Genomic DNA, 18,892 nt, shown 5'->3' on the forward strand with positions numbered 1-18,892 from the left:
GACCAGCCCCTGTCATATCCGGGTAAAGGATTTATGAATTCCAGTGATTCGTCTTATGACTTTTGCAAGTCAACAGGAGCATCCGCATATTTCTTACGTCCCCACACAGCGGATAAGAAGAAACTTATGACGAGTACGATCGCACCGAATGCATAAGGAAGATTGAGATGAATCTCGTATAAGGTTCCGGCGACAGCAGGTCCGAAGATGTTGCCCAAGCTCATATAAGCATTGTTCATACCTGCCACATACCCTTGCTCTTCACCTGCCATTTTGGATAACAGCGTATTGATCGCCGGCCGCATGATGGAAGTTAAAGTGAAGAACAGCATTGTCACGATCAGGACGAACCAGAAGTTGCCTGACAGCAGCATCAGTACAAGACAGGCCGCCGATAACACGAACGTAACATGAATTAACAATTTCTCACCGAACAGTTGAATTAATTTACCGATCAGCAGAGCTTGCACCAAAGCACCGATTAAAGCGCCTATCGTAATCAGGATCGCGATATCCCTGACCGTATATCCATATTTGGCATCAACGAACAAAGGAAATATCGCTTCAAAATTAGCCAAACCAAAGGTCAATGCAAAAATTAACAACAGCAATATAAAGTAAGGCGCCTTAAAGGAAAGCACAAACTGCTTAAAAATACTTTCTCGCTTAACCCTAACCTGTCGCGTAGCTAGCTGCTTCTCTTTGGAAAGCGACTCCGGCAGGAAAATTAAGGAACCAATCAAGGCTAAGGCCGCAACTCCGGCAGATACGTAAAAGGGTGCCCGAATCCCAAATTCGGCAAGAAAACCTCCGATACCAGGACCGATTACAAAACCGAGCGACATGGCAGCTCCGAGAAGCCCCAAACCCTTACCTCTCTTCTCCACACTCGTTACATCGGCAATATAAGCCATCATGGAAGGAATCATGGCTGCCGCTCCGACACCGCCAATAAGTCTAGACAGGTACAGCAGCCATATTTGATCAGCCATAGCAAACACCAGATTCGATATCGTGAATAATCCCATACCGGTGACGATCATTATCTTGCGTCCGTATTTATCAGACCATTCCCCAGCAATTGGGGAAAATATAAATTGGGTCAAACCAAAGGCCGCTATCATATAGCCTGCAGCCTGACCACCAGCATTAAACGCCTTCAGGTATTCAGGCAATACAGGTATGATCAAGCCGATCCCGAGCATGGCGATAAAAATATTTATCATTAAAAAAACGAGCGGCATGGTTTTATTTTCAACTGCATTCATGGTTAAATCTCCTTTTTCTTATTTCGGTTTGAATGGCATAAGCCTGGTTGCAAATACTGCTGAAACCTTTCGAGAATCTCCTCATTGCTCAGCGGATCATGCTTCTCTCCCCATTTAAACAGCAGAGCTGTATACAGCTCGGTAATAAGAAATGCAGTAAACTCCACATCGCTCGGCTCCATGGCGCCCGTTTCCATCAGCTTGATAATAAGCTCCTTGAGCTGATCAAAAGCAGTGTTCTCGATCCGTGTAAGACCTTCCTTGACCTCATGCGTCTGAAACGCTTCCGCCTCCTGCTTGAGCTTGCAAAACAAGGGATGCTGCTGCTGGTAGCCAGACAGGTTACATATATAATGGTGCAGTGATTCAATGTTCAGACCGTACTTATTTATCGCTTCCTCAGCAAACCTGGCGAACTGCTTGAGCTCATCGTCTACGATACAAGTGAACACCTCTTCTTTAGTTTTGAAGGAAAGATAAAAGGTTCCCTTACCCATATTGGCGTATTTGGCTATATGATCGAGTGTTGTAGCCTTGTAGCCAAAGTTCTGGAATGCCTCACGGGCCGCTCTAATAATTTGCTCACGTCTTCCGCTCCTATCCATATATCTATCCTTTCCGAGTCTCATAAAGCTTTTCTGAATAGTTGACTACATCATTTTTTTGGTCAAGATTTATTGTAACCAAACCCGGGCCTGCATGCAACCTTAAGCCTCAAACATCCAGCAGTATGCTAAAACAGCAAAAAAGAGGCAGCCGCAGCTGCACTCTCGGTTATCGTTCAATTATGATTTTTGCAATGAGGCCATAAGACCCAAGGATCCTTGCTCCTCTTCAGCCGGTATCAGCCCGTCCTCTACCAATACCCGGAGGAAGGCATTGGCGACCATCGGGTCGAACTGTGTTCCACTATGTCTGCGCAGCTCCTCGGCAGCAGTCTCCATTGAAAGCTTTTGCCGGTAGGAACGATTGGTTGTCATCGCATCAAACGCGTCGCTCGCTGCCAAAATTCTGGCTCCAAACGGAATTTGATCACCCTTCAAGCCATGCGGATATCCCCGTCCATCCATGCGTTCATGATGATGCCTGACCATTGCTGTCGCACCGATTTCCTGTAATCTTTTAATATCCTTAATAATTTGGTAGCCATCCTCGGCATGCTTCTTCATTACATCATATTCTTCCTCTGTCAACCGGCTTTCCTTTTGCAAAATCGTTTCCGGAGTTCCAATCTTACCTATATCATGAATGAGTCCCGCCAAATGAACGGCTTCTATCTCCCGTGAGGACATGCCCAGCTCGGTAGCAATCTTTTTGGCATAATTGGCGACATTGTTGGAATGAAAGGCTGTATAGGGATCACGAGCATCAATGCTTTTGGAAAATGACAAAATCGTGTTCATAAACAACTCTTCAAATTCCATCTTTTGCACAAAATTACGCTGTGATACAACTGTAACTCTACGAATCAGCATAGAGATCAGCAGCAGGGCAGCAGCACCAATTACAGGAATCCAGCCTGTTTCGCTAAAGTACAGCCATATTCCCATTACAGCGGCAGCAAAAGTCGACACCAGGTATACGTTGGCTACATACAAAGCAACGATAACGACAGGAACCGCATATAAACCCAATAGCAATGGAGAAGAGTAATACATATGCAGCCAGACAGCAGCGCCTATAGATAGCACCATCAGTATCCAGAGTGACACTGTCGTCTTTTTACCGAGAGAAACCGGACAAAAATGATCGTTTCCTGTCAGGAGCACGTTGCGGACTTCCGTTTCAGTATCAAGACCCTGTAGTCCAAGCCCGTTCATCGACAGCTTATGCAAATTCAAGTCATTTTTCAATATACTCGCCTCCCATCGTTTCAATTATCCGCTTATGTAGGAATATTGACCTATGTATCTTTACCGTACACCTGTTTATGAAGCCTTGTCAATGCTCAATTTTGTGAATAAAAATAGCTCCCGGCACCCACTCGGGTGGATTCGGAAGCTATGCATGCATTAAAAATTGACACAGACTTTCATGAGCCCTTTTTTTCCAATTGCGAATTTAGCAAATCAAGACTTGATGCAATCTTATCAAGCTCGTCTGTATCAAGATCGCTAAGCACGGTATGAAAAAATTGTTCATGATAAAATTCAACCTTGTTCTTAATTTCTTCCATTTTCTCGGTCCTTTGGATCCAAATCACTCTGCGATCGGTCTTATCCCGTACTCTTTGAATCCATTCATCCCGTTCCAAACGGTCAATGATACCCGATACCGTACTGTATGAAAGCTGAACCGCTTCTGTAATTTGCCCAATGGTTTTCGGTTCCTTATAAATTTGACCTATGATTATACCCTGTGGCTTGGTCAGATTGAGCTCTTTCATGAATTTTTCAAGTGTTGCATTATATAAACGGGTCAGCTTGTGAATAGATTTGGAAATATGCATGGCTTGATTCATAGACAAAGCCCCCATTCTGGCATCATTTGTTGATAATTGTTCAAACTATATCATATTATTCGAATGTCGCCAAGAAGAGGGCCCGCTATTTCATCCAGCAGCTTCTTTCTACGATATCTATTACTGTGTCAAAGATGATAACAAACGTCTAGCTTCACCTATTGGCGTTGTAATCGTTTCATAGATTTTCAATTTAAGCGGTGATTCCATCTGATCAGAGCTGCCGTTAGTGAAGTAAATATTCTGGTTACCACTCATGATCCGGTCCGGGCCACTGAGCAATAAGGTTTTGAAGGCAATGCGTTCACCAGCAGGATTATCCAACTCAATTAGCAGCTTGGGATTGCTTTCTTCCGTCACGACATTATCTGTGGTGTTAATATCCATTAATGTCTTGAGTTTGTACGTATAATTATAATCTTTGGTGGAAGCATTTTGCGAAATAACCATCGATAAGGCCCATGAGTTCAACTTCACATTATAAGGATATAAATTTAACTCTGTATCGTTAGGCACTGTTTTCTGCACAGCTACATTCAATTGTGCAATCGAAGCCTTAAAGCCCGATTCACCCTGTAGCTCCTGCAGCTTGAAGTTAAAACTCTCTGCTTCCTCGGAAATCGGCATTGTGAAAGCATAGGCAACTGATACTCCCATACCCGGCAATACTTCTTTTATAGTGCTTGGCAGCACGTTCCCGGTATAGGCAGTTCCTGAACTATTCACCAGCTCGGTTCCAAGCGCAGGAATTGGCAATGGGCTATCACTATTGTTCATGTACTTCAAATTGGCAACGACTGTTTTATAGCTTTGTCCTTCGTTCTCATACCAATCTGCGCGTACCAAGGAGACAGCTAGCTTGGGATTCACGGCTTGACTAACGGCATCAATCGTTATTGGCGTGCCCATTTGATAAGCTGGCAAGCTGACTACATTCGCATCCTCAGTTGGCAGATGGAAGCCAATTCGTCCGGTATAATAGGATTGCGGTGTCGTTTGACCCTGCTTCAGAAAGCTTTCAGGTGTTAGTACATAGAAAGCCTCCGGCTTTATTCCGGCATCTGTTGAAATAGTGTAATACAGATATTGGCTTTCTCTAGGATTCACGCTGATCGGTTTTTGCTCGACGCGCTTACCAACAAACGATTGCCCGCTTACTTTGCCGCTCAAAGTAAAATCAGGCACGGTTTCTGTAAAGCTGCTCGAATTATTTACCTTTAGCTGAACCACATAGGTCGGTTTTTGCTCCGTAAATTGCGTCGACAGGCTTACCGCTGAATACGTAAGTGATGAAGTGATTTCAGGTAACGTGAAGGATTGTCCCCAGCTCAATAGCGAAGCATCATCAATAACAGCATCGCTGCCTTTCCAGACAATCGATCCGATACCTGCATCAGCAAGTACGGTCTCCTGCTTGGGGTATACATTCATATTGACATCTACCCATATCAGATCTGTCAAAGAAATCTCGTTTTTCGCATCAATCTCAGTCATATAGCTAAGCTCGACATTGCTTTGTGGTGAGATCGATTTGGCATTGGCTGCACTCGGCTGAAGCGTATAAGAAGTACCGTCGGCTGCCTTGGCGCGCAATTCAAAATCAGGAATACGTACAATTGCTCCGGAGCTATTTGACAGTTTAATGACGGAACCGATTCTCCAGCCTCCAGCGGTCTTTTCCAAAAGCACATTTTTCACTTGAGCCTGCGTCATATCTGTAATACTATAAGTCGGTGACGCGACCACAGTAGGCACAGGCACAGCTGCGTCCGCGAATGCAGGAGAGACAGCTAGCACAACCGACGAGGCAATCATCACCGTAGAGACGGCCTGTTTCCAATATAATTTCATTGTAAATCCTCCCAAAATCTGATTTAAGCTTTAATCTTTAAGCCTTCAATACGCCATCTTTTTCCAAGCTGATTGTAGCCGGAGGCTTAACCTCCGCTTCAGCAGGGGCAGGAGCAGCCTTCCGCTTGCTGGTCAGGAAGAACACAACCGGTATACACAAGAATGCTGGAATCGCAGATATATAGAACGTATCGGCAATACCTCGAACCAGAGCTTCCTTCTGGATCATCCCTGCAAGGTTCATAGCTGCAACCCCACTTGCAGTGGTCGTATCCACGCCCCATTGATAAATAGCTCCTGTCATTGCTGAGATCACATTGCTCGCTGCCAACGAATCTACAGGGACGCTTTCGGAAATATGCTGGTAGTGAACGAGTTGACGACTGCTCATGATGGAAGTAAACAAAGCAATACCCATCGATCCTGCTACTTGCCTAACAACATTGGATAGTGGAGACGCATTGCCGACTTGGCTGGTCGGAATGGACATCATACCCGCAGACGTTAAAGGCATCATCACAAGTCCAATACCAATAGCACGTATCGTCAAGACAACATTAAGCCAATGATTTGGCGTATCGGCCGTCAGCATATGAAGCTCCATCGTCGTAAAGCCAAGAGTGGCCAGTCCAACTATTCCAACGGGAATGATGCCAAACTTGTCTGTGAGTTTACCGCTGATCGGCATCATAAAGGCCATAGCAATGGACTGAGGCATCATGAGAAGCCCTGTATCCATGGCAGACATGGACTGTATATTTTGCAAGTAAAGAGGAGTCAGAAAGGTGCCTCCGAGCATTCCCATCATGACGAGACTACCGGCAATGGTACTCATCGTAAATTGCGGGTTTTTAAATATTTTCAGATCCAATAATGGATTCTTACTGCCGAGTTCAACCCAAATCAACAGCAGCAGACTGAAGAAGGATACAAATAGCAGGCTAACAATAAATAGCGATGTCCAGCCTTCGGACTGTCCTTTGGATAATGCGAGCATCAGGGTTCCAAAAAACAGAATGGAGAGCACTGCGCCAGCCGTATCGAACTTTATATCCAATTTTCTTGGTGAATCTTTTAGCAAAATTTTGCCCATAATAAAAGCGAACAACCCGATTGGTATGTTAACCAAGAACAACCAACGCCAGCTGTAATACTGGATCATATATCCACCAACGGTCGGTCCGAGCGCGGGTGCTACCATCGCCGCGACGCCCCATAATCCAATAGCTGTTCCTACTTTTTCTCGTGGAAATGTCGTGTAAATGATCGACATGCCGACTGGCATAATAAAGCCACCGGCAAGCCCTTGAATGATACGGAACATGATCAGGGTGGAATCGCTCCAGGCGATTCCACACAGAACAGAACCAATGGTAAAGCCAAGCACCGAGTAAATAAATACATTTTTGTTGCCGAACCGTGCTCCCAGAAAACCACTCATTGGAATAACTACAGCTGCAGCCAGCATGTAGCCGGTAATAACCCATTGAACGGTTGGCACATCAGAGCCGAATACGGCAACGAATTTCAGCAGTGCAACATTCATCAAGCTGCTGTTCAGAACGGAAACAAAGGTACCGAGCACGATGGCAAAGAGTCCAAACCACATGCTGCTGTCACTTTTGGAATCCGCCGATAATGTCGAAGCGTCAGCCATAATACTGCACCACCTATTCCACTTTCAATTTAGCGCCGTCAACGATGCTATCGCTGGGAGTCACTGCGATTTGCTGCTGCGCTTGCAGATTGGCATTCGCTTCTATATAGACCCAATCCTGATTTTTTTCTGTTGTCTTGACTTCGATCTTGTGAGCCGTTCCGTTGTCTACCTTGATGACATACTCTTTGTCATCCTTCTTGATGATCGACGATTTAGGAGCCTCAAGGCGAGCTTTGGCTGCATCCTTCAGATGCACCTCAGCGACAGTTCCGGCAAACAGCAGACCATCCTTATTGTCCACAGTAACTTTAACCGGGAACGTATTGCTGTTGGCATTGGAAACCGGGCTTACAAAGGAAATCGTACCCGGGAATGTTTTATCCGGTATATTAACCGCCTTCACGTCAACCGCAGTTCCTGCTTTGATGGAGCCAATTTGTGTGTCTGTTACACTTAGCTCTACCTGAACCTGATTCATATCCACAACAGAGAACAATGCAACACCCGGCTGCGCCATTTCGCCAGGCTGTATGCTGCGCTTGATGACAATGCCATCCGTTGGTGACGTAATGGTTGCATTGTTGACAGAATTACTCGCTAACTGAACAGCAGCGTTCAAACGATCCAGATCAGCTTGCAGGGCCATGATCGTGTTGCTTGTGGCTCCCGCCTGTGTCAACTCAAGCTTGGCTCTGGCAGCATCGACCTGTGCAGCCGCGGCCTGACTTGAGGCCTGAGCCTGCTCATAGCCTGTTCTGGCCTTCTCGTACTCCAGCTTTCCGCGATCGACGTCCTCTTTCGTTACGGCTGAAGAGCTGTCAAACTGATTGCGAAGCCTGTTGTACGTGTTCGTTGCCAGTTCAAAGCCTGCTTTGGCCTGCTCGACTGCTGCGACGGTCTGCCCTTGGGCCGCTTCAGCCGCGCGGACGGAGCTTTCAGCTGCTTTAATTTCTTGGGATCGTGCACCTGACTGCGTATCGGCAAGCTTGGCATTGGAAGCTACCACTCCCGATTCTGCCTGCTTCAGCTGCTGAACGAGATCATCGGTCTCAAGCTGTACCAGCACATCACCCTTTTTCACTGCAGCACCTTCATTTACATTTACAGTGGATACTTTTCCTGAGATTTTGCTGACAATTTTCACTTCTTGATCCGGATTAATTTTACCGCTCCAGCCGGAGTCTGTGAGTTGACCCAGCTTCATTACTTTGACGGGTGCTTCAGCTCCTGCACCATTAGCCTGGCCTCCTGTGACAGAAGAACCACAACCGGACAATGCGCTCACCAGTGCAAGCGACAGTACCGCCGGAACCCAAATTTGATGCCTTGTTTTCATCGTTTTGCTCCCCTTTATCAGTTAACCTTAATTATGGTTGCGTTCATTAATTTTTAACTCTGATCTTGATCACACTGCTAAGTCCCGGCGATAGTTCAAAGCCTTGTTGATTATCAATGGAAATTTTAATAGGAACTCGCTGCGTCACTTTTGTAAAATTACCACTTGTATTTGACGCAGGCAGCAGTGAAAAGGTAGATGCTGTTGCTTTGCTGATCTCTTGAACCTTTCCTGTCAAGGTCAAGCCCTTGAAGGTATCCACTGTGATTTCTACCGGTTGACCTACTTGAAGTCGATGAATTTCCGTCTCTTCGATGTTGGCAGATACATAAAGCTGACTTTGATCGACGACCATTGCCACCGTTTGGCCTGGAGAAGCAATCTCGCCTGTTTTGATTAATGATTTAATAACTGTTCCCTTAATCGGTGATCTTAACGTAGCCTGCTCCAAATTACTGATACTCAGGTTATTGCTATCCTGCTGACCGATAATTTGATCTGCCAGTACATGATCTCCTTCGTTCACCTGCATGGAAAGAACCTTTCCTGTTACCCGCGGCATCACCTTATAAATATCACCAGCAAGCCTTGCATCCTCAGATGATACAAAGTTTTGACCCTGATACCAGAACATACCACCAATACCACCACCGGCGATCACCAGTACCGTCAAAATAACAATTAACACCGCTTTTCGCTTCATGTTTCTCCTCAATCCTCTTTCCATCTCTAAAATGTCTGTATCCATTACATTATTTCGTATACGAAATAAATGAACATAAATAAAGGCCTAGCTCTTTTCTTCTTCAAGATTGTGCAAAAGATGAGTATACAGCTTATCTAAAATTTGTAGCTCCTCGGCAGGTATTCCCTGAAGCATTTTTTTAAAAAGCTCATTCTTTATTTGCTGACTTGCTATGCTGGCTTCAACGCCTTGCGGACTAATTTCCAGATACACGCTGCGGCGATCGCCTTCATCCCGATATCTTAGAATTAATCCCTTTTCTTCCAGCTTATCGCACAATAACGTAAGTCCTCCGGGTGTCATACATAATCTCTCAGCGAGGTCGGATACTCTTTGAATACCCTCTTTGCGAAGCATATGCAGCATATTCGCCTGAGGCAAGCTCAAATTCAGCGGACTCGGACTGACTGTGTTCCATTCAGATACAACTTTTTTATGAAGCTGCCGATGCAGACGCTCGATCTTCTCCATATCAAAATAATCAATCAAGGACGTTCACTCCTTTTACCAAACAAAATCATTTCCCCTTTAACATTTTCACGTCTTAATCATTATAACAAAAATATTTAGCACACGAAATAATATATCAGAAAAACAGATGTTTTTAAAACTCCAAAAATAGCCAATTAATCGCAAATATCGTAAAAGATCACGACTATCATCTGCTTTACTCTTCCGCATGAAGCCACACGTTATCATGTGGCTTGTAATCCGCATTATTACACGGCTTCTTGTGGCTCATTCTTATTGTCAGTGCCTTTACGATCCGACAGCTGCACCTTGCCTACAAACAGGCTTAGAATGGCACCCAGAATGACGAATACGAGACCAAACATAAACACCGTATGCAAGGAATCCACCAAGGCTGTTTTTAAAATCGGTACAATCTGAGCGGTTAACGCCTGCGGCATCTGGCTGAGCGCCTCAGGATTGAGCAGCACCGAATATAGTGATTGCGGGTCCGAACTGATTTTGGCAATCATATCGCTAATCAATGTGCTGCCTTGCTGTGGAATTTGCTTCAACACCGGAACGAGATTAACAGTCAGCAGATTACTGGAATGATGGTTCATAATCGCTCCTAGTATGGTCATCCCAAATGTACCACCAATTTGCCGGAAAAATTGACTTGAGGAGGTGACCACGCCAAGCTCTGACTTAGGAAAGCTTTCCTGCAAAGCTAATGTAAGCAGCGGCATTACCAGCCCCATGCCAAGACCTATAACCATCATAAAGCTGGAGGCCGTCAGCTTCGAGGTTGTCATGCTGAGTGTGGTCAGCAAAATAAATCCGACAGCCATAATGACCATCCCAATACCCATCTGCGTTCGTACACCGATCTTCTGAACCATCTGCCCGCCGAGAACACTCGCCGCAATCATCGTGATCATCATTGGCGTCATCACGGTACCGGACGCTGCCGGACTAATCCCGACAATTCCCTGCATGAACAACGGTACAAACATGATCGCACCGAACATGCCGACACTCATCAGAAAACCGACCCCGTTAATGATCGTGAACGTTTTATTGCGGAATAACGAGACAGGCAGTATGGCCTCCTTCGCTTTCGATTCGATGACAACAAAGCTAACCAAAGAAACGACCGCAAGTACAATCAATCCAATGACCTGCCAGGAAACCCAGGCAAAATTTTTCCCGCCGAACGTTAATGCCAGCAGCAAGCTTACGACACCCACAATCATCGTGGTCATACCAGCAATATCGAATTGAACCTTGTCTTTTCTTTGAAACTTGGGAAGGGCAATTGCAATCAATACAATAGCCAATACGCCAACAGGTAAATTGATATAAAACACCCAACGCCAGCTGGCAGCATCAACAATCCAGCCGCCGACCTGCGGACCAATAATGGAAGAAAGCCCAAACAAAGCACCGAATACCCCTTGCCATTTGGCACGCTGCTTACCTGTGAAAATATCACCTATAATAATCATCGCCATCGGCATCATGATCCCGCCGCCGATGCCCTGCAAGCCGCGGAACAAAATGAGCTCGGTCATATTTTGCGACAATCCGCACAGGGCGGATGCTATGATGAAAATGCTCAAGCCGGTTACATAAACAACTCTGCGACCCATCAAATCGGCCAGCTTCCCGGCAATCGGAACAATAACCGTAGACGTCAGCATATAGGCTGTCGTCAACCATGTCATCAAACCAAGTCCACCCAAATCACCAACAATTCTTGGCATCGCGGTTCCGACTATCGTTCCATCCAATGCACCGAACAGCATGGCGATGATTAATCCCGCAACCAGCAATCCTTTCCGATTGTTCGGATCGTGGGCTTCCAATGAGGAACCTTGGTCGTAAGCAGCCTCCTTTTCCTTAGATGAGCTCATTGCTTTCTCCATGCTTTTCACCTCACTATCATAGGTTTAATATTATACAAGATAATATTTAAGTTGTTTAAATATATAATAATGAAAACTCATTCTCTTTGCAAGAGATTTTTTTCATACGTACAACTCGCCTTCAATATTAGATTGTGAGATGTGCGGAGAATGGTCCTTATGCTGCTAAAAGCTACTTATATATAAGTTACCCAAAACAAAAAGCTTTCTATCCAGCTATTAGAACTGCGACCACAAATATAATTTGCAGCAATGAACGAATCCCGAGAGGAGGTGTAGGTTTTCCATTAATGGTCAAGCCCTGACGGGCAGCCTGAATATTTGCAGGGAACATCGCTATAAGCAGGATGACCAGACAAATCGAGGTCAATTGCGAAATGCCAGGTATCAGAATTCCTGCAGCAGCAGCCAGTTCAAGCCAACCGGTAATGGTTACGATCCTACCCGGCTCAGGAAGCCAGGAGGGAACCATCCGTATCAGATCGGGACGTCTTTTCCCGAAATGGGCTGAAGCTGTAAGTAGCAGCATGACGGCCACCGCGGCCTGGAGCGATGCATGCCAAGAAATAAAATATGACCAACCAAGCACCCCAAATAATCGAAATGATAATAACGATATAATAAGCGTATATAACGGAGCCATGTTCCTCCACCTCTCTCTTCCTAATTATAGGGTTCTCGTAATCATCAAATATAAAATAACGACCGGCAGTAGCGTCGACACTATGCCAAAAACAGCCCAATAGCGGGAAGCACGACGATATTCCTCCATAACCGCTTTTTGTTCAACGGAGTGAGCACTATGCCGAATCATGCTGCGCTGAAGCGGTATGAGCACTGCCAGCCACAAGATCCCTGAAATCGCAAACAGTATTAGTGAAACCGTAAGCCAGCTCAAACCTGACATCGGCATTCCTGAACGAACCGCCATGACTATGCCGGATACCGTAATAAGTGCGATACCTGGCAGCGTAAATACATAATCCGCAAGCATCACATTTTTGACTGCACTATGAATCACAACCGGATTATTTTGCAGATCCGCTCGTATTTTCCAGAACGCTGCTGTCACGATATTTCCGACTAACAGAACAACTCCGATAATATGGATCACTAACCAATAGCTCATTTGCACACACAACCTCTCCATTTTTTATCGCGGCTTTAACGTATCAGACAGAAAGCTGAAATAATCCTGTAAACTGAAAGTAGCAGGAGCAGAAGTTAAAGAAGAACGGATACGCAAGCCAAGTGAGATTAGCACAAACAATCCTGCTGTTTTGTCCGCATCAACCGTATTCGGAATGACACCATGCTGCTGACCCGTAATAATCCATTGTTTGGAAAAGCTGAGTGTCTGCTCGTAAAACTCTTCCAACACTTCCGCAACCTCGGGCTGATCCTCCTTGCCAATCAAATATTTCAAAACTTTGTTCGACACATCCGCGGGATCATCCAAATGATGAAGGGTTTCCGTTATTTTCCGTAAAGGCCCCTCAAAATCCTTATCTCCACGCTCGACCTCTCCCATGAAGCTGCGATTGATCATCTCATTTCTTTCCTTGAGCACCCAGGCATAAATCTCATCTTTGCTTTTTACATAATGAAAAATAGCTCCTTTGGACAAACCCGAATGATCCATAATATCTTTCATCGTCAAGGAATCGCAGCCCTTCTCGCGGATCAGCTCCTTGGTCGTGTCAAGTAGCTTTTGCTTCGTTTGCTGTCTTCGTTCTTCCTGTTTCAAGAAGTAACACCTCCGTAAAATGATTAGTTTTTTAGTTAATTTTATTATACATACCGACCATCGGTTTGTAAATAAAAACAGTTGATATTCGGTTTACAAGTATGCAAAAATTGAATCAAAACCTATTATCGGAGTGAGCATCATGTCTCGAAGCAAAAAGGTTACTATGCAGGAAATAGCCGATAAAGTAGGCGTATCCAAGTTCGCTGTATCCAAGGCCTTGTCTGGCAAATCAGGTATAAGTGAAGCAACCCGTGAAAAGATACATAGAGTCGCTGCCGAATACGGTTATAGCAATCAAAAAAACAGCAGCCCTGATCCGCAGCTTTCCACAGATCCTGATTACAAAATAATCGGTATTCTCATCCCCAACATTAGAAGTCAGAACAAGGAATCGGCCTATTGGGGCAAGATTCTTGAAGGAATTTCAGCCAATTTGGAGAAAAGAGGCATCGGTACGATTATCATCACTGATGATTCTCCACAAAATTTTAACCTTGTTATTAAACCTGAAGGTTTAAAAGGCGTAATCAGTGTGGGCCTTATTGCTCCCGAAATGCTTCTGGAACTTAGAAATTTATCGATCCCTTTCGTTCTGGTCGATCATGAGGATGAGTTGCTCGCTTCCGATAGCGTTTTTATGAACAGCTTTGATAGTTTACGAAGGTTAACCAATTATTTATTGGATACAGGCCATAACCGCATCCAGTTTGTCGGGGATATTCATTATTCGAGAAGTTTTTTTGACCGATGGTGCGGGTTTAAATCCGTGATGGATGAGAAAATGAATGATTATTCATACAACAGCAGCCTGCTTAGGATCAAGCCGTCTGTAGATGAAGACAATTACAATCGGCTTACATCCGAGCTTGTACAGCTCTCAGGGAGCACCTTCCCTACTGCTTTCGTATGTGCCAATGATCAAATTGCCCTACATGTCTTGAATGTGCTGAACGAGCTCGCCATTCAGGTGCCGGACGATTGCTCTATAACCGGCTTTGATAACAATGAAGACATCATCAAATTGTTCCCTGAATTGACAACCATCATAGCCGAGGAAGCGGCGCTTGGAGCCAAGGCCGTTGATTTATTGCTGTGGAGAATCGATAACCCTTTGATGCCGTATGAAAAAGTTTTACTGCAAAGTCAATTGATAGTCAGAGACAGCACCCGCGCTTTTCAAAAATAATGGCTTAACACACAGTAACCTAACAAATTATTTTGTTAGGTTTTATTTGTATGATGTATGCTTAACTTTTAAAAAATCTGCTTTAATTCTCTAAATTCTAATAAATTAGGTTGAAATCCCACCCTATTCATTGTACTATTATCATAAATTGGCAATGTAACCGATACCATTTTGTAAATACAGCATATTTTCGCTAACAACATAACAAATAACCTAACAAAAAGATTGTAATTCGGAAAACTTGGTTAGGAGTGAGTACATGTGTGAATATTCATATGTGAAAGAAAAGGAGCTTTATGATACTTTCAAATCAGCCGTAGATTCCTCTGAAGTCGAGCACGTGATAGACGTCTTTTACGAATTTTTGATCGAGAACGGTTCGAGTGAAATGCTGGTCTTGTACGAAACTACGGTTCGTTTGCTGGTCGGAATGGAAAAAAGAGTGTTAGCGGAGTTCGGGAATGATACCCGTCGCAACCAATTCGATGTAATCTCGGTGGTCACCAAGAGAAATCTCGAGGAAGTTAAAGCCTATGTACTTGAATGCTTCATGGAATTACGGGGTATTATTATGCAGAAGTTTAACTACAACCATACGAGTATTATTATGAAAACGATCCAGAACATGGAGAATGAATTTCAGCACGCCACGCTTGACAGCCTTGCCCAAAAAGTGTACATGACACCCTCCTACCTCAGCTTACTATTCAAAACGAATACTGGCAAAACCTTCATCGAGCAATTAACCGACATTCGCATCGACAAAGCCAAACACCTGTTAAGGAACACACATCTAAAAAATTATGAAGTCGCTGAATCGATTGGTTATCAGGACTCCCGTTACTTCAGCCAAATATTCAAAAAAAAGGTTGGATGCTCGCCGAGTGATTATCGGGAATCAGCCATCCACTAAGCTATGGGGGCAATAGGCGGAATCACCTGTTTTGCCCCTTTTTAATTTCATATTACAATCGAACCTGACCTGAATTTCCTTCTGTCTCTGTTCTCATAGCATCCTCCAGCTCCTGATCCCAGGTCAGATGACGGTATTCAGCCGACTCCTGTGTGCTATCCAACCATGCTGTGAAGTCATTCCAGATGGAAACTGTCCATGGCGAATCGATTTGAGCTGTTGTATAGATGTCTTCGCGCAATCGAACGAAGCCAAAAATATCGCGTACCTGCGACTTTTCTGCCTGAACGACTGTAAGCTCTGCCAGATGAGGCGGAATGAACAGCACACCTGACGGTGTTCCCAGCACCACATCACCCGGCAGACAGATCGCTTTACCGATTCGGCACGGGGAATTGATTCCTACCATTGTGACATCTGCTATCGCTGTCGGATCACTGCCACGATAAAACACGTTGATTCCTTCAATATCAACTATTTGCTGATTATCACGGATACCACCCCAGATCACAGCACCACCCCGCTTCGTTTTGGAAGCGATCGCCGTTGACAGGTTCCCACCCACAAAGGTCCCTTGATGTACTTTATCAAACAAATCAACCACTACAATATCGTCCTCCTGCAGCGTGTCGATGACCCATTGGTTGAAAAAACCTTTTCTGTCCTCCTGCTGATGGCCATAGCTTAGTAAAGTCTCATGCAGATCCGGACGTTTGGGAACTAATACGGATGTCACGGCACGCCCTACCATCACCTGATTCGGATGCACAATCTTAAGATCGCCTTCAAATTGAAAAGCATAGCCGTGATTCCACAAGGTACCCCATGCTTCCTCCAAAGTAATTTTCGCCATTCGGCGTAATACATCATCCGATACCCGGGGGCGGCCATTGGCAAATCTTTCGCCCTGCCACAGTGGCGTCAATTGAATAATGTCTTCGGGGTTATCATATTTCAAGTGCAACCCTTCCTTCTCACTGATTGTATTTTCACCTCTTATGTTAAGCAAATTCACAGATTTGTCGATGTGGTTTTTTTACGCATTTTTCGTACAGTAACTATAAATTTTTCATCGAATGGGTAAATTCTTATCATATTCCCCCTAACAACTGATGATATTCCCCTATATGAAATGACTAACCGTCTGTATATTGGAATAGAAAGGAGATGGTTATTTCCACTATTCAAGCTTTTTGAATGCGTTTACATGACATCCGTTTTTTATACTCCATGATTTACATTTATGGCCTCCAACTACCGCATTGATGGTTTTACATCATGTGTATTTCCCCCTGCAGCAAGCAAAATTCACCCTGATAAGACTGATTAAAAAATCAAACAATATCATAAAATCCTCACCTGTGCATGTTAAATTCGCTTTGCTACACTGTGAAAGTACAAGAATCATAGGATAAGGAAGTGACTCAATGGGGGTTAAGGAAATATCCAGTATGAACACGATAGCAGAAGTTCCCGTTCGCAAAAGTAAAAAAAACTTATTCAGCAACCACTTGGAAGGGTACATATTTATCTCGCCTTGGCTGCTCGGTTTTTTACTGCTAACCGTATGGCCAATAGGACGCTCCTTTTATTTGTCCTTCACGGAGTATTCGCTTCTTGAGCAGCCCGTGTGGGCGGGACTCGACAATTACACGGAAATCTTTTTCAAAGACAATCTGTTCACCAAATCGCTCGGAGTTACTTTTACGTTCGTGTTGTTTTCACTTCCACTCAAGTTATTTTTTTCATTGATGGTAGCGCTTCTCATTAACAAAAGTCTGAAAGGAATGAATATATACCGAACGGCGATCTACTTCCCTTCGCTAATCGGAAGCAGTGTAGCGGTATCGATCCTCTGGCGCAACCTGTTCGGTCTGGATGGCTATGTTAATCAGATCCTCTCGTGGTTTGGAGTTCAAGGTAAAGCCTGGATCGCCAACCCCGATACTTCGCTTGGTACAATCATTTTACTCAATGTATGGCAGTTCGGCTCCACGATGGTTATCTTTTTGGCTGGCTTACGGCAAATACCGAAGGATTTGTATGAATCTGCATCCGTTGATGGGGCAGGCAAGATACGTCAATTCTTTCACATTACTTTGCCCATGCTCTCTCCCGTTATGTTTTTCAATCTCATCCTTGGCATCATCGGCTCCTTTCAAACGTTTACTTCGGCATTTATCATTACGTCTGGTGGACCCGCAAACTCTACGTATATGTATGCTTTTTATCTTTATGAAAAGGCTTTCAAACATTATCAAATGGGATATGCCTCGGCGCTTGCCTGGATCCTGCTCGTGATTATAGCGATCATGACCGGCTTAAACTTCCTGGCATCCAAGTATTGGGTATTCTATGAGTCGGAAGGCGGGAATGACAAATGAACAGAGTCACCAAATTCGGCACGTTTCGCAGCCATTTGATCCTGATCCTATTTTCTTTGATCATGATTTATCCGATTTTCTGGTGGCTGGGCGCTTCGCTCAAAACGGTAACAGATATGAAATCGACATCAATCTGGCCGACCACCTTTATGTGGGAAAATTACTCCAAAGGCTGGGTATTTTCACCCAAATACAGCTTTACTACCTTTTATCTCAACACCTTGGTGATGGAATTCTGGAATGTGCTCGGTGCCGTATTGAGCAGCGCGGTCGTCGCCTTTGGTTTTGCCAGACTCAAATTCAAGCTTCGTTCCTTCTGGTTCTCGATTTTGCTGCTCACCCTGATGCTTCCCGGACAGGTTACCATCGTGCCTCAATACATCATGTTTAACAATTGGGGATTGGTAAACAGCTATATCCCGCTTATTCTCCCGCACTTTTTTGGAGGCGGCGCCTTCTTCGTATTTCTTGTCGTTCAATTTATACGCGGGATCCCAAGAGAGCTCGATGAGGCCGCCAAGATCGATGGAGCCTCGGTGTACAAAACATTTTCACATGTAATTTTTCCATTAATCAAACCAGCATTGGTATCCGTAGCGATTTTCACTTTTATATGGAGCTGGGACGATTTTTTTGCACAGGTTTTATATTTAAGCTCGGTTGATAACTATACGGTTGGCCTGGCGCTTCGCATGTTCATTGATCAGTTTGAAATTCAATGGGGACAGCTTCTCGCGATGTCCCTGCTATCGATCATTCCATCCGTCATTTTGTTCATCTCGGCACAAAAGCATTTTGTTGAAGGCATTGCTACAACCGGCATTAAAGGATAACTGTACCCCCAGCTTGTACTGAACGATCTGGGATGTTGGCCGCACCCGGATGACAGACTGGCAGTTGTAATCTTCAGAAACCAACTGCGTGAAGCGACAATGATGGATACGAGTCGGATAAACAGCC

Annotated in this window: 18 protein-coding genes; 4 read left to right on the forward strand and 14 right to left on the reverse strand. The window is 44.6% G+C overall.

Going from position 1 to position 18,892, the window contains the following annotated elements:
• Positions 1-53: 53 nt before the first annotated feature.
• The 13 genes from OB236_RS31450 to OB236_RS31510 all read right to left on the reverse strand — a co-directional run bounded on the left by OB236_RS31450 (position 54) and on the right by OB236_RS31510 (position 13,446).
• Complete coding sequence (locus OB236_RS31450; RefSeq protein WP_076232231.1) at positions 54-1,268, reverse strand: MFS transporter; 1,215 nt, start codon at positions 1,266-1,268, stop codon at positions 54-56.
• A 2-nt stretch (positions 1,269-1,270) separates the two neighbouring features.
• On the reverse strand, positions 1,271-1,873 hold the full coding sequence (locus OB236_RS31455) for a TetR/AcrR family transcriptional regulator (RefSeq protein ID WP_262687542.1): 603 nt from the start codon (positions 1,871-1,873) through the stop codon (positions 1,271-1,273).
• 180 nt (positions 1,874-2,053) lie between these two features.
• Positions 2,054-3,121 (reverse strand): HD-GYP domain-containing protein, encoded by a 1,068-nt coding sequence (locus OB236_RS31460; RefSeq protein WP_262687544.1) that lies wholly within the window; start codon positions 3,119-3,121, stop codon positions 2,054-2,056.
• Positions 3,122-3,300: 179 nt separating this feature from the next.
• A complete protein-coding gene (locus OB236_RS31465; RefSeq protein WP_076232235.1) occupies positions 3,301-3,729 on the reverse strand; it encodes a MarR family winged helix-turn-helix transcriptional regulator in 429 nt (142 codons plus the stop codon).
• A 120-nt stretch (positions 3,730-3,849) separates the two neighbouring features.
• Positions 3,850-5,580 carry a hypothetical protein gene (locus OB236_RS31470; RefSeq protein WP_262687545.1) on the reverse strand — a complete coding sequence of 577 codons (1,731 nt, stop codon included), beginning with the start codon at positions 5,578-5,580 and terminating at the stop codon, positions 3,850-3,852.
• A gap of 37 nt (positions 5,581-5,617) precedes the next feature.
• Positions 5,618-7,237 (reverse strand): DHA2 family efflux MFS transporter permease subunit, encoded by a 1,620-nt coding sequence (locus OB236_RS31475; RefSeq protein WP_262687546.1) that lies wholly within the window; start codon positions 7,235-7,237, stop codon positions 5,618-5,620.
• Between the two features lie 13 nt (positions 7,238-7,250).
• Positions 7,251-8,576: an efflux RND transporter periplasmic adaptor subunit gene (locus tag OB236_RS31480; RefSeq protein ID WP_262687547.1), complete on the reverse strand. Its 1,326-nt coding sequence runs from the start codon at positions 8,574-8,576 to the stop codon at positions 7,251-7,253.
• A 46-nt stretch (positions 8,577-8,622) separates the two neighbouring features.
• A complete protein-coding gene (locus OB236_RS31485) occupies positions 8,623-9,279 on the reverse strand; it encodes an HlyD family secretion protein (RefSeq protein ID WP_076232245.1) in 657 nt (218 codons plus the stop codon).
• An 87-nt stretch (positions 9,280-9,366) separates the two neighbouring features.
• The gene (locus tag OB236_RS31490) at positions 9,367-9,810 is read right to left on the reverse strand and encodes a MarR family winged helix-turn-helix transcriptional regulator (RefSeq protein WP_262687550.1); all 444 of its coding nucleotides are present in this window, start codon (positions 9,808-9,810) and stop codon (positions 9,367-9,369) included.
• Positions 9,811-10,040: 230 nt separating this feature from the next.
• Positions 10,041-11,639 (reverse strand): MDR family MFS transporter, encoded by a 1,599-nt coding sequence (locus tag OB236_RS31495; RefSeq protein ID WP_408638538.1) that lies wholly within the window; start codon positions 11,637-11,639, stop codon positions 10,041-10,043.
• Between the two features lie 268 nt (positions 11,640-11,907).
• Positions 11,908-12,342: a DoxX family protein gene (locus tag OB236_RS31500; protein WP_262687552.1), complete on the reverse strand. Its 435-nt coding sequence runs from the start codon at positions 12,340-12,342 to the stop codon at positions 11,908-11,910.
• A 24-nt stretch (positions 12,343-12,366) separates the two neighbouring features.
• Positions 12,367-12,828, reverse strand: a complete 462-nt coding sequence (locus OB236_RS31505; protein WP_262687553.1) for a DUF2269 domain-containing protein — start codon at positions 12,826-12,828, stop codon at positions 12,367-12,369.
• 24 nt (positions 12,829-12,852) lie between these two features.
• Entirely contained in the window at positions 12,853-13,446 is a 594-nt protein-coding gene (locus OB236_RS31510) for a TetR/AcrR family transcriptional regulator (RefSeq protein WP_262687554.1), read from the reverse strand.
• Between the two features lie 142 nt (positions 13,447-13,588).
• Between OB236_RS31510 and OB236_RS31515 the strand changes: the two genes are divergently transcribed.
• Together OB236_RS31515 and OB236_RS31520 are read left to right on the forward strand one after the other, a co-directional pair.
• Positions 13,589-14,635 carry a LacI family DNA-binding transcriptional regulator gene (locus OB236_RS31515; protein WP_262687556.1) on the forward strand — a complete coding sequence of 349 codons (1,047 nt, stop codon included), beginning with the start codon at positions 13,589-13,591 and terminating at the stop codon, positions 14,633-14,635.
• A gap of 259 nt (positions 14,636-14,894) precedes the next feature.
• The gene (locus tag OB236_RS31520) at positions 14,895-15,548 is read left to right on the forward strand and encodes a helix-turn-helix transcriptional regulator (RefSeq protein ID WP_262687558.1); all 654 of its coding nucleotides are present in this window, start codon (positions 14,895-14,897) and stop codon (positions 15,546-15,548) included.
• A gap of 52 nt (positions 15,549-15,600) precedes the next feature.
• Here the strand turns inward: OB236_RS31520 and OB236_RS31525 are convergent, their stop codons facing one another.
• Positions 15,601-16,506: an RraA family protein gene (locus tag OB236_RS31525; RefSeq protein WP_262687559.1), complete on the reverse strand. Its 906-nt coding sequence runs from the start codon at positions 16,504-16,506 to the stop codon at positions 15,601-15,603.
• Positions 16,507-16,999: 493 nt separating this feature from the next.
• On the opposite strand from OB236_RS31525, the gene OB236_RS31530 reads away from it, so the two are divergent.
• Both OB236_RS31530 and OB236_RS31535 read left to right on the forward strand, forming a co-directional pair.
• Positions 17,000-17,932, forward strand: coding sequence for a carbohydrate ABC transporter permease (locus tag OB236_RS31530; protein WP_262687622.1), 933 nt, complete (start codon positions 17,000-17,002; stop codon positions 17,930-17,932).
• Positions 17,929-18,765 (forward strand): carbohydrate ABC transporter permease, encoded by an 837-nt coding sequence (locus OB236_RS31535; RefSeq protein WP_262687560.1) that lies wholly within the window; start codon positions 17,929-17,931, stop codon positions 18,763-18,765. Before OB236_RS31530 ends, OB236_RS31535 begins: the two co-directional genes overlap by 4 nt.
• Positions 18,766-18,892: the final 127 nt, after the last annotated feature.

Source organism: Paenibacillus baimaensis, assembly GCF_025567575.1.

Excerpts from the sequence above, each read along its gene's own strand:
- OB236_RS31485 (WP_076232245.1), bottom strand. The coding sequence starts at position 9,279 with ATGAAGCGAAAAGCGGTGTTAATTGTTATTTTGACGGTACTGGTGATC.
- OB236_RS31450 (WP_076232231.1), bottom strand. The coding sequence starts at position 1,268 with ATGAATGCAGTTGAAAATAAAACCATGCCGCTCGTTTTTTTAATGATA.
- OB236_RS31465 (WP_076232235.1), bottom strand. The coding sequence starts at position 3,729 with ATGAATCAAGCCATGCATATTTCCAAATCTATTCACAAGCTGACCCGT.
- OB236_RS31530 (WP_262687622.1), top strand. The coding sequence starts at position 17,000 with ATGAACACGATAGCAGAAGTTCCCGTTCGCAAAAGTAAAAAAAACTTA.
- OB236_RS31500 (WP_262687552.1), bottom strand. The coding sequence starts at position 12,342 with ATGGCTCCGTTATATACGCTTATTATATCGTTATTATCATTTCGATTA.
- OB236_RS31520 (WP_262687558.1), top strand. The coding sequence starts at position 14,895 with ATGTGTGAATATTCATATGTGAAAGAAAAGGAGCTTTATGATACTTTC.
- OB236_RS31475 (WP_262687546.1), bottom strand. The coding sequence starts at position 7,237 with ATGGCTGACGCTTCGACATTATCGGCGGATTCCAAAAGTGACAGCAGC.
- OB236_RS31480 (WP_262687547.1), bottom strand. The coding sequence starts at position 8,576 with ATGAAAACAAGGCATCAAATTTGGGTTCCGGCGGTACTGTCGCTTGCA.
- OB236_RS31455 (WP_262687542.1), bottom strand. The coding sequence starts at position 1,873 with ATGGATAGGAGCGGAAGACGTGAGCAAATTATTAGAGCGGCCCGTGAG.
- OB236_RS31505 (WP_262687553.1), bottom strand. The coding sequence starts at position 12,828 with ATGAGCTATTGGTTAGTGATCCATATTATCGGAGTTGTTCTGTTAGTC.
- OB236_RS31470 (WP_262687545.1), bottom strand. The coding sequence starts at position 5,580 with ATGAAATTATATTGGAAACAGGCCGTCTCTACGGTGATGATTGCCTCG.
- OB236_RS31515 (WP_262687556.1), top strand. The coding sequence starts at position 13,589 with ATGTCTCGAAGCAAAAAGGTTACTATGCAGGAAATAGCCGATAAAGTA.
- OB236_RS31535 (WP_262687560.1), top strand. The coding sequence starts at position 17,929 with ATGAACAGAGTCACCAAATTCGGCACGTTTCGCAGCCATTTGATCCTG.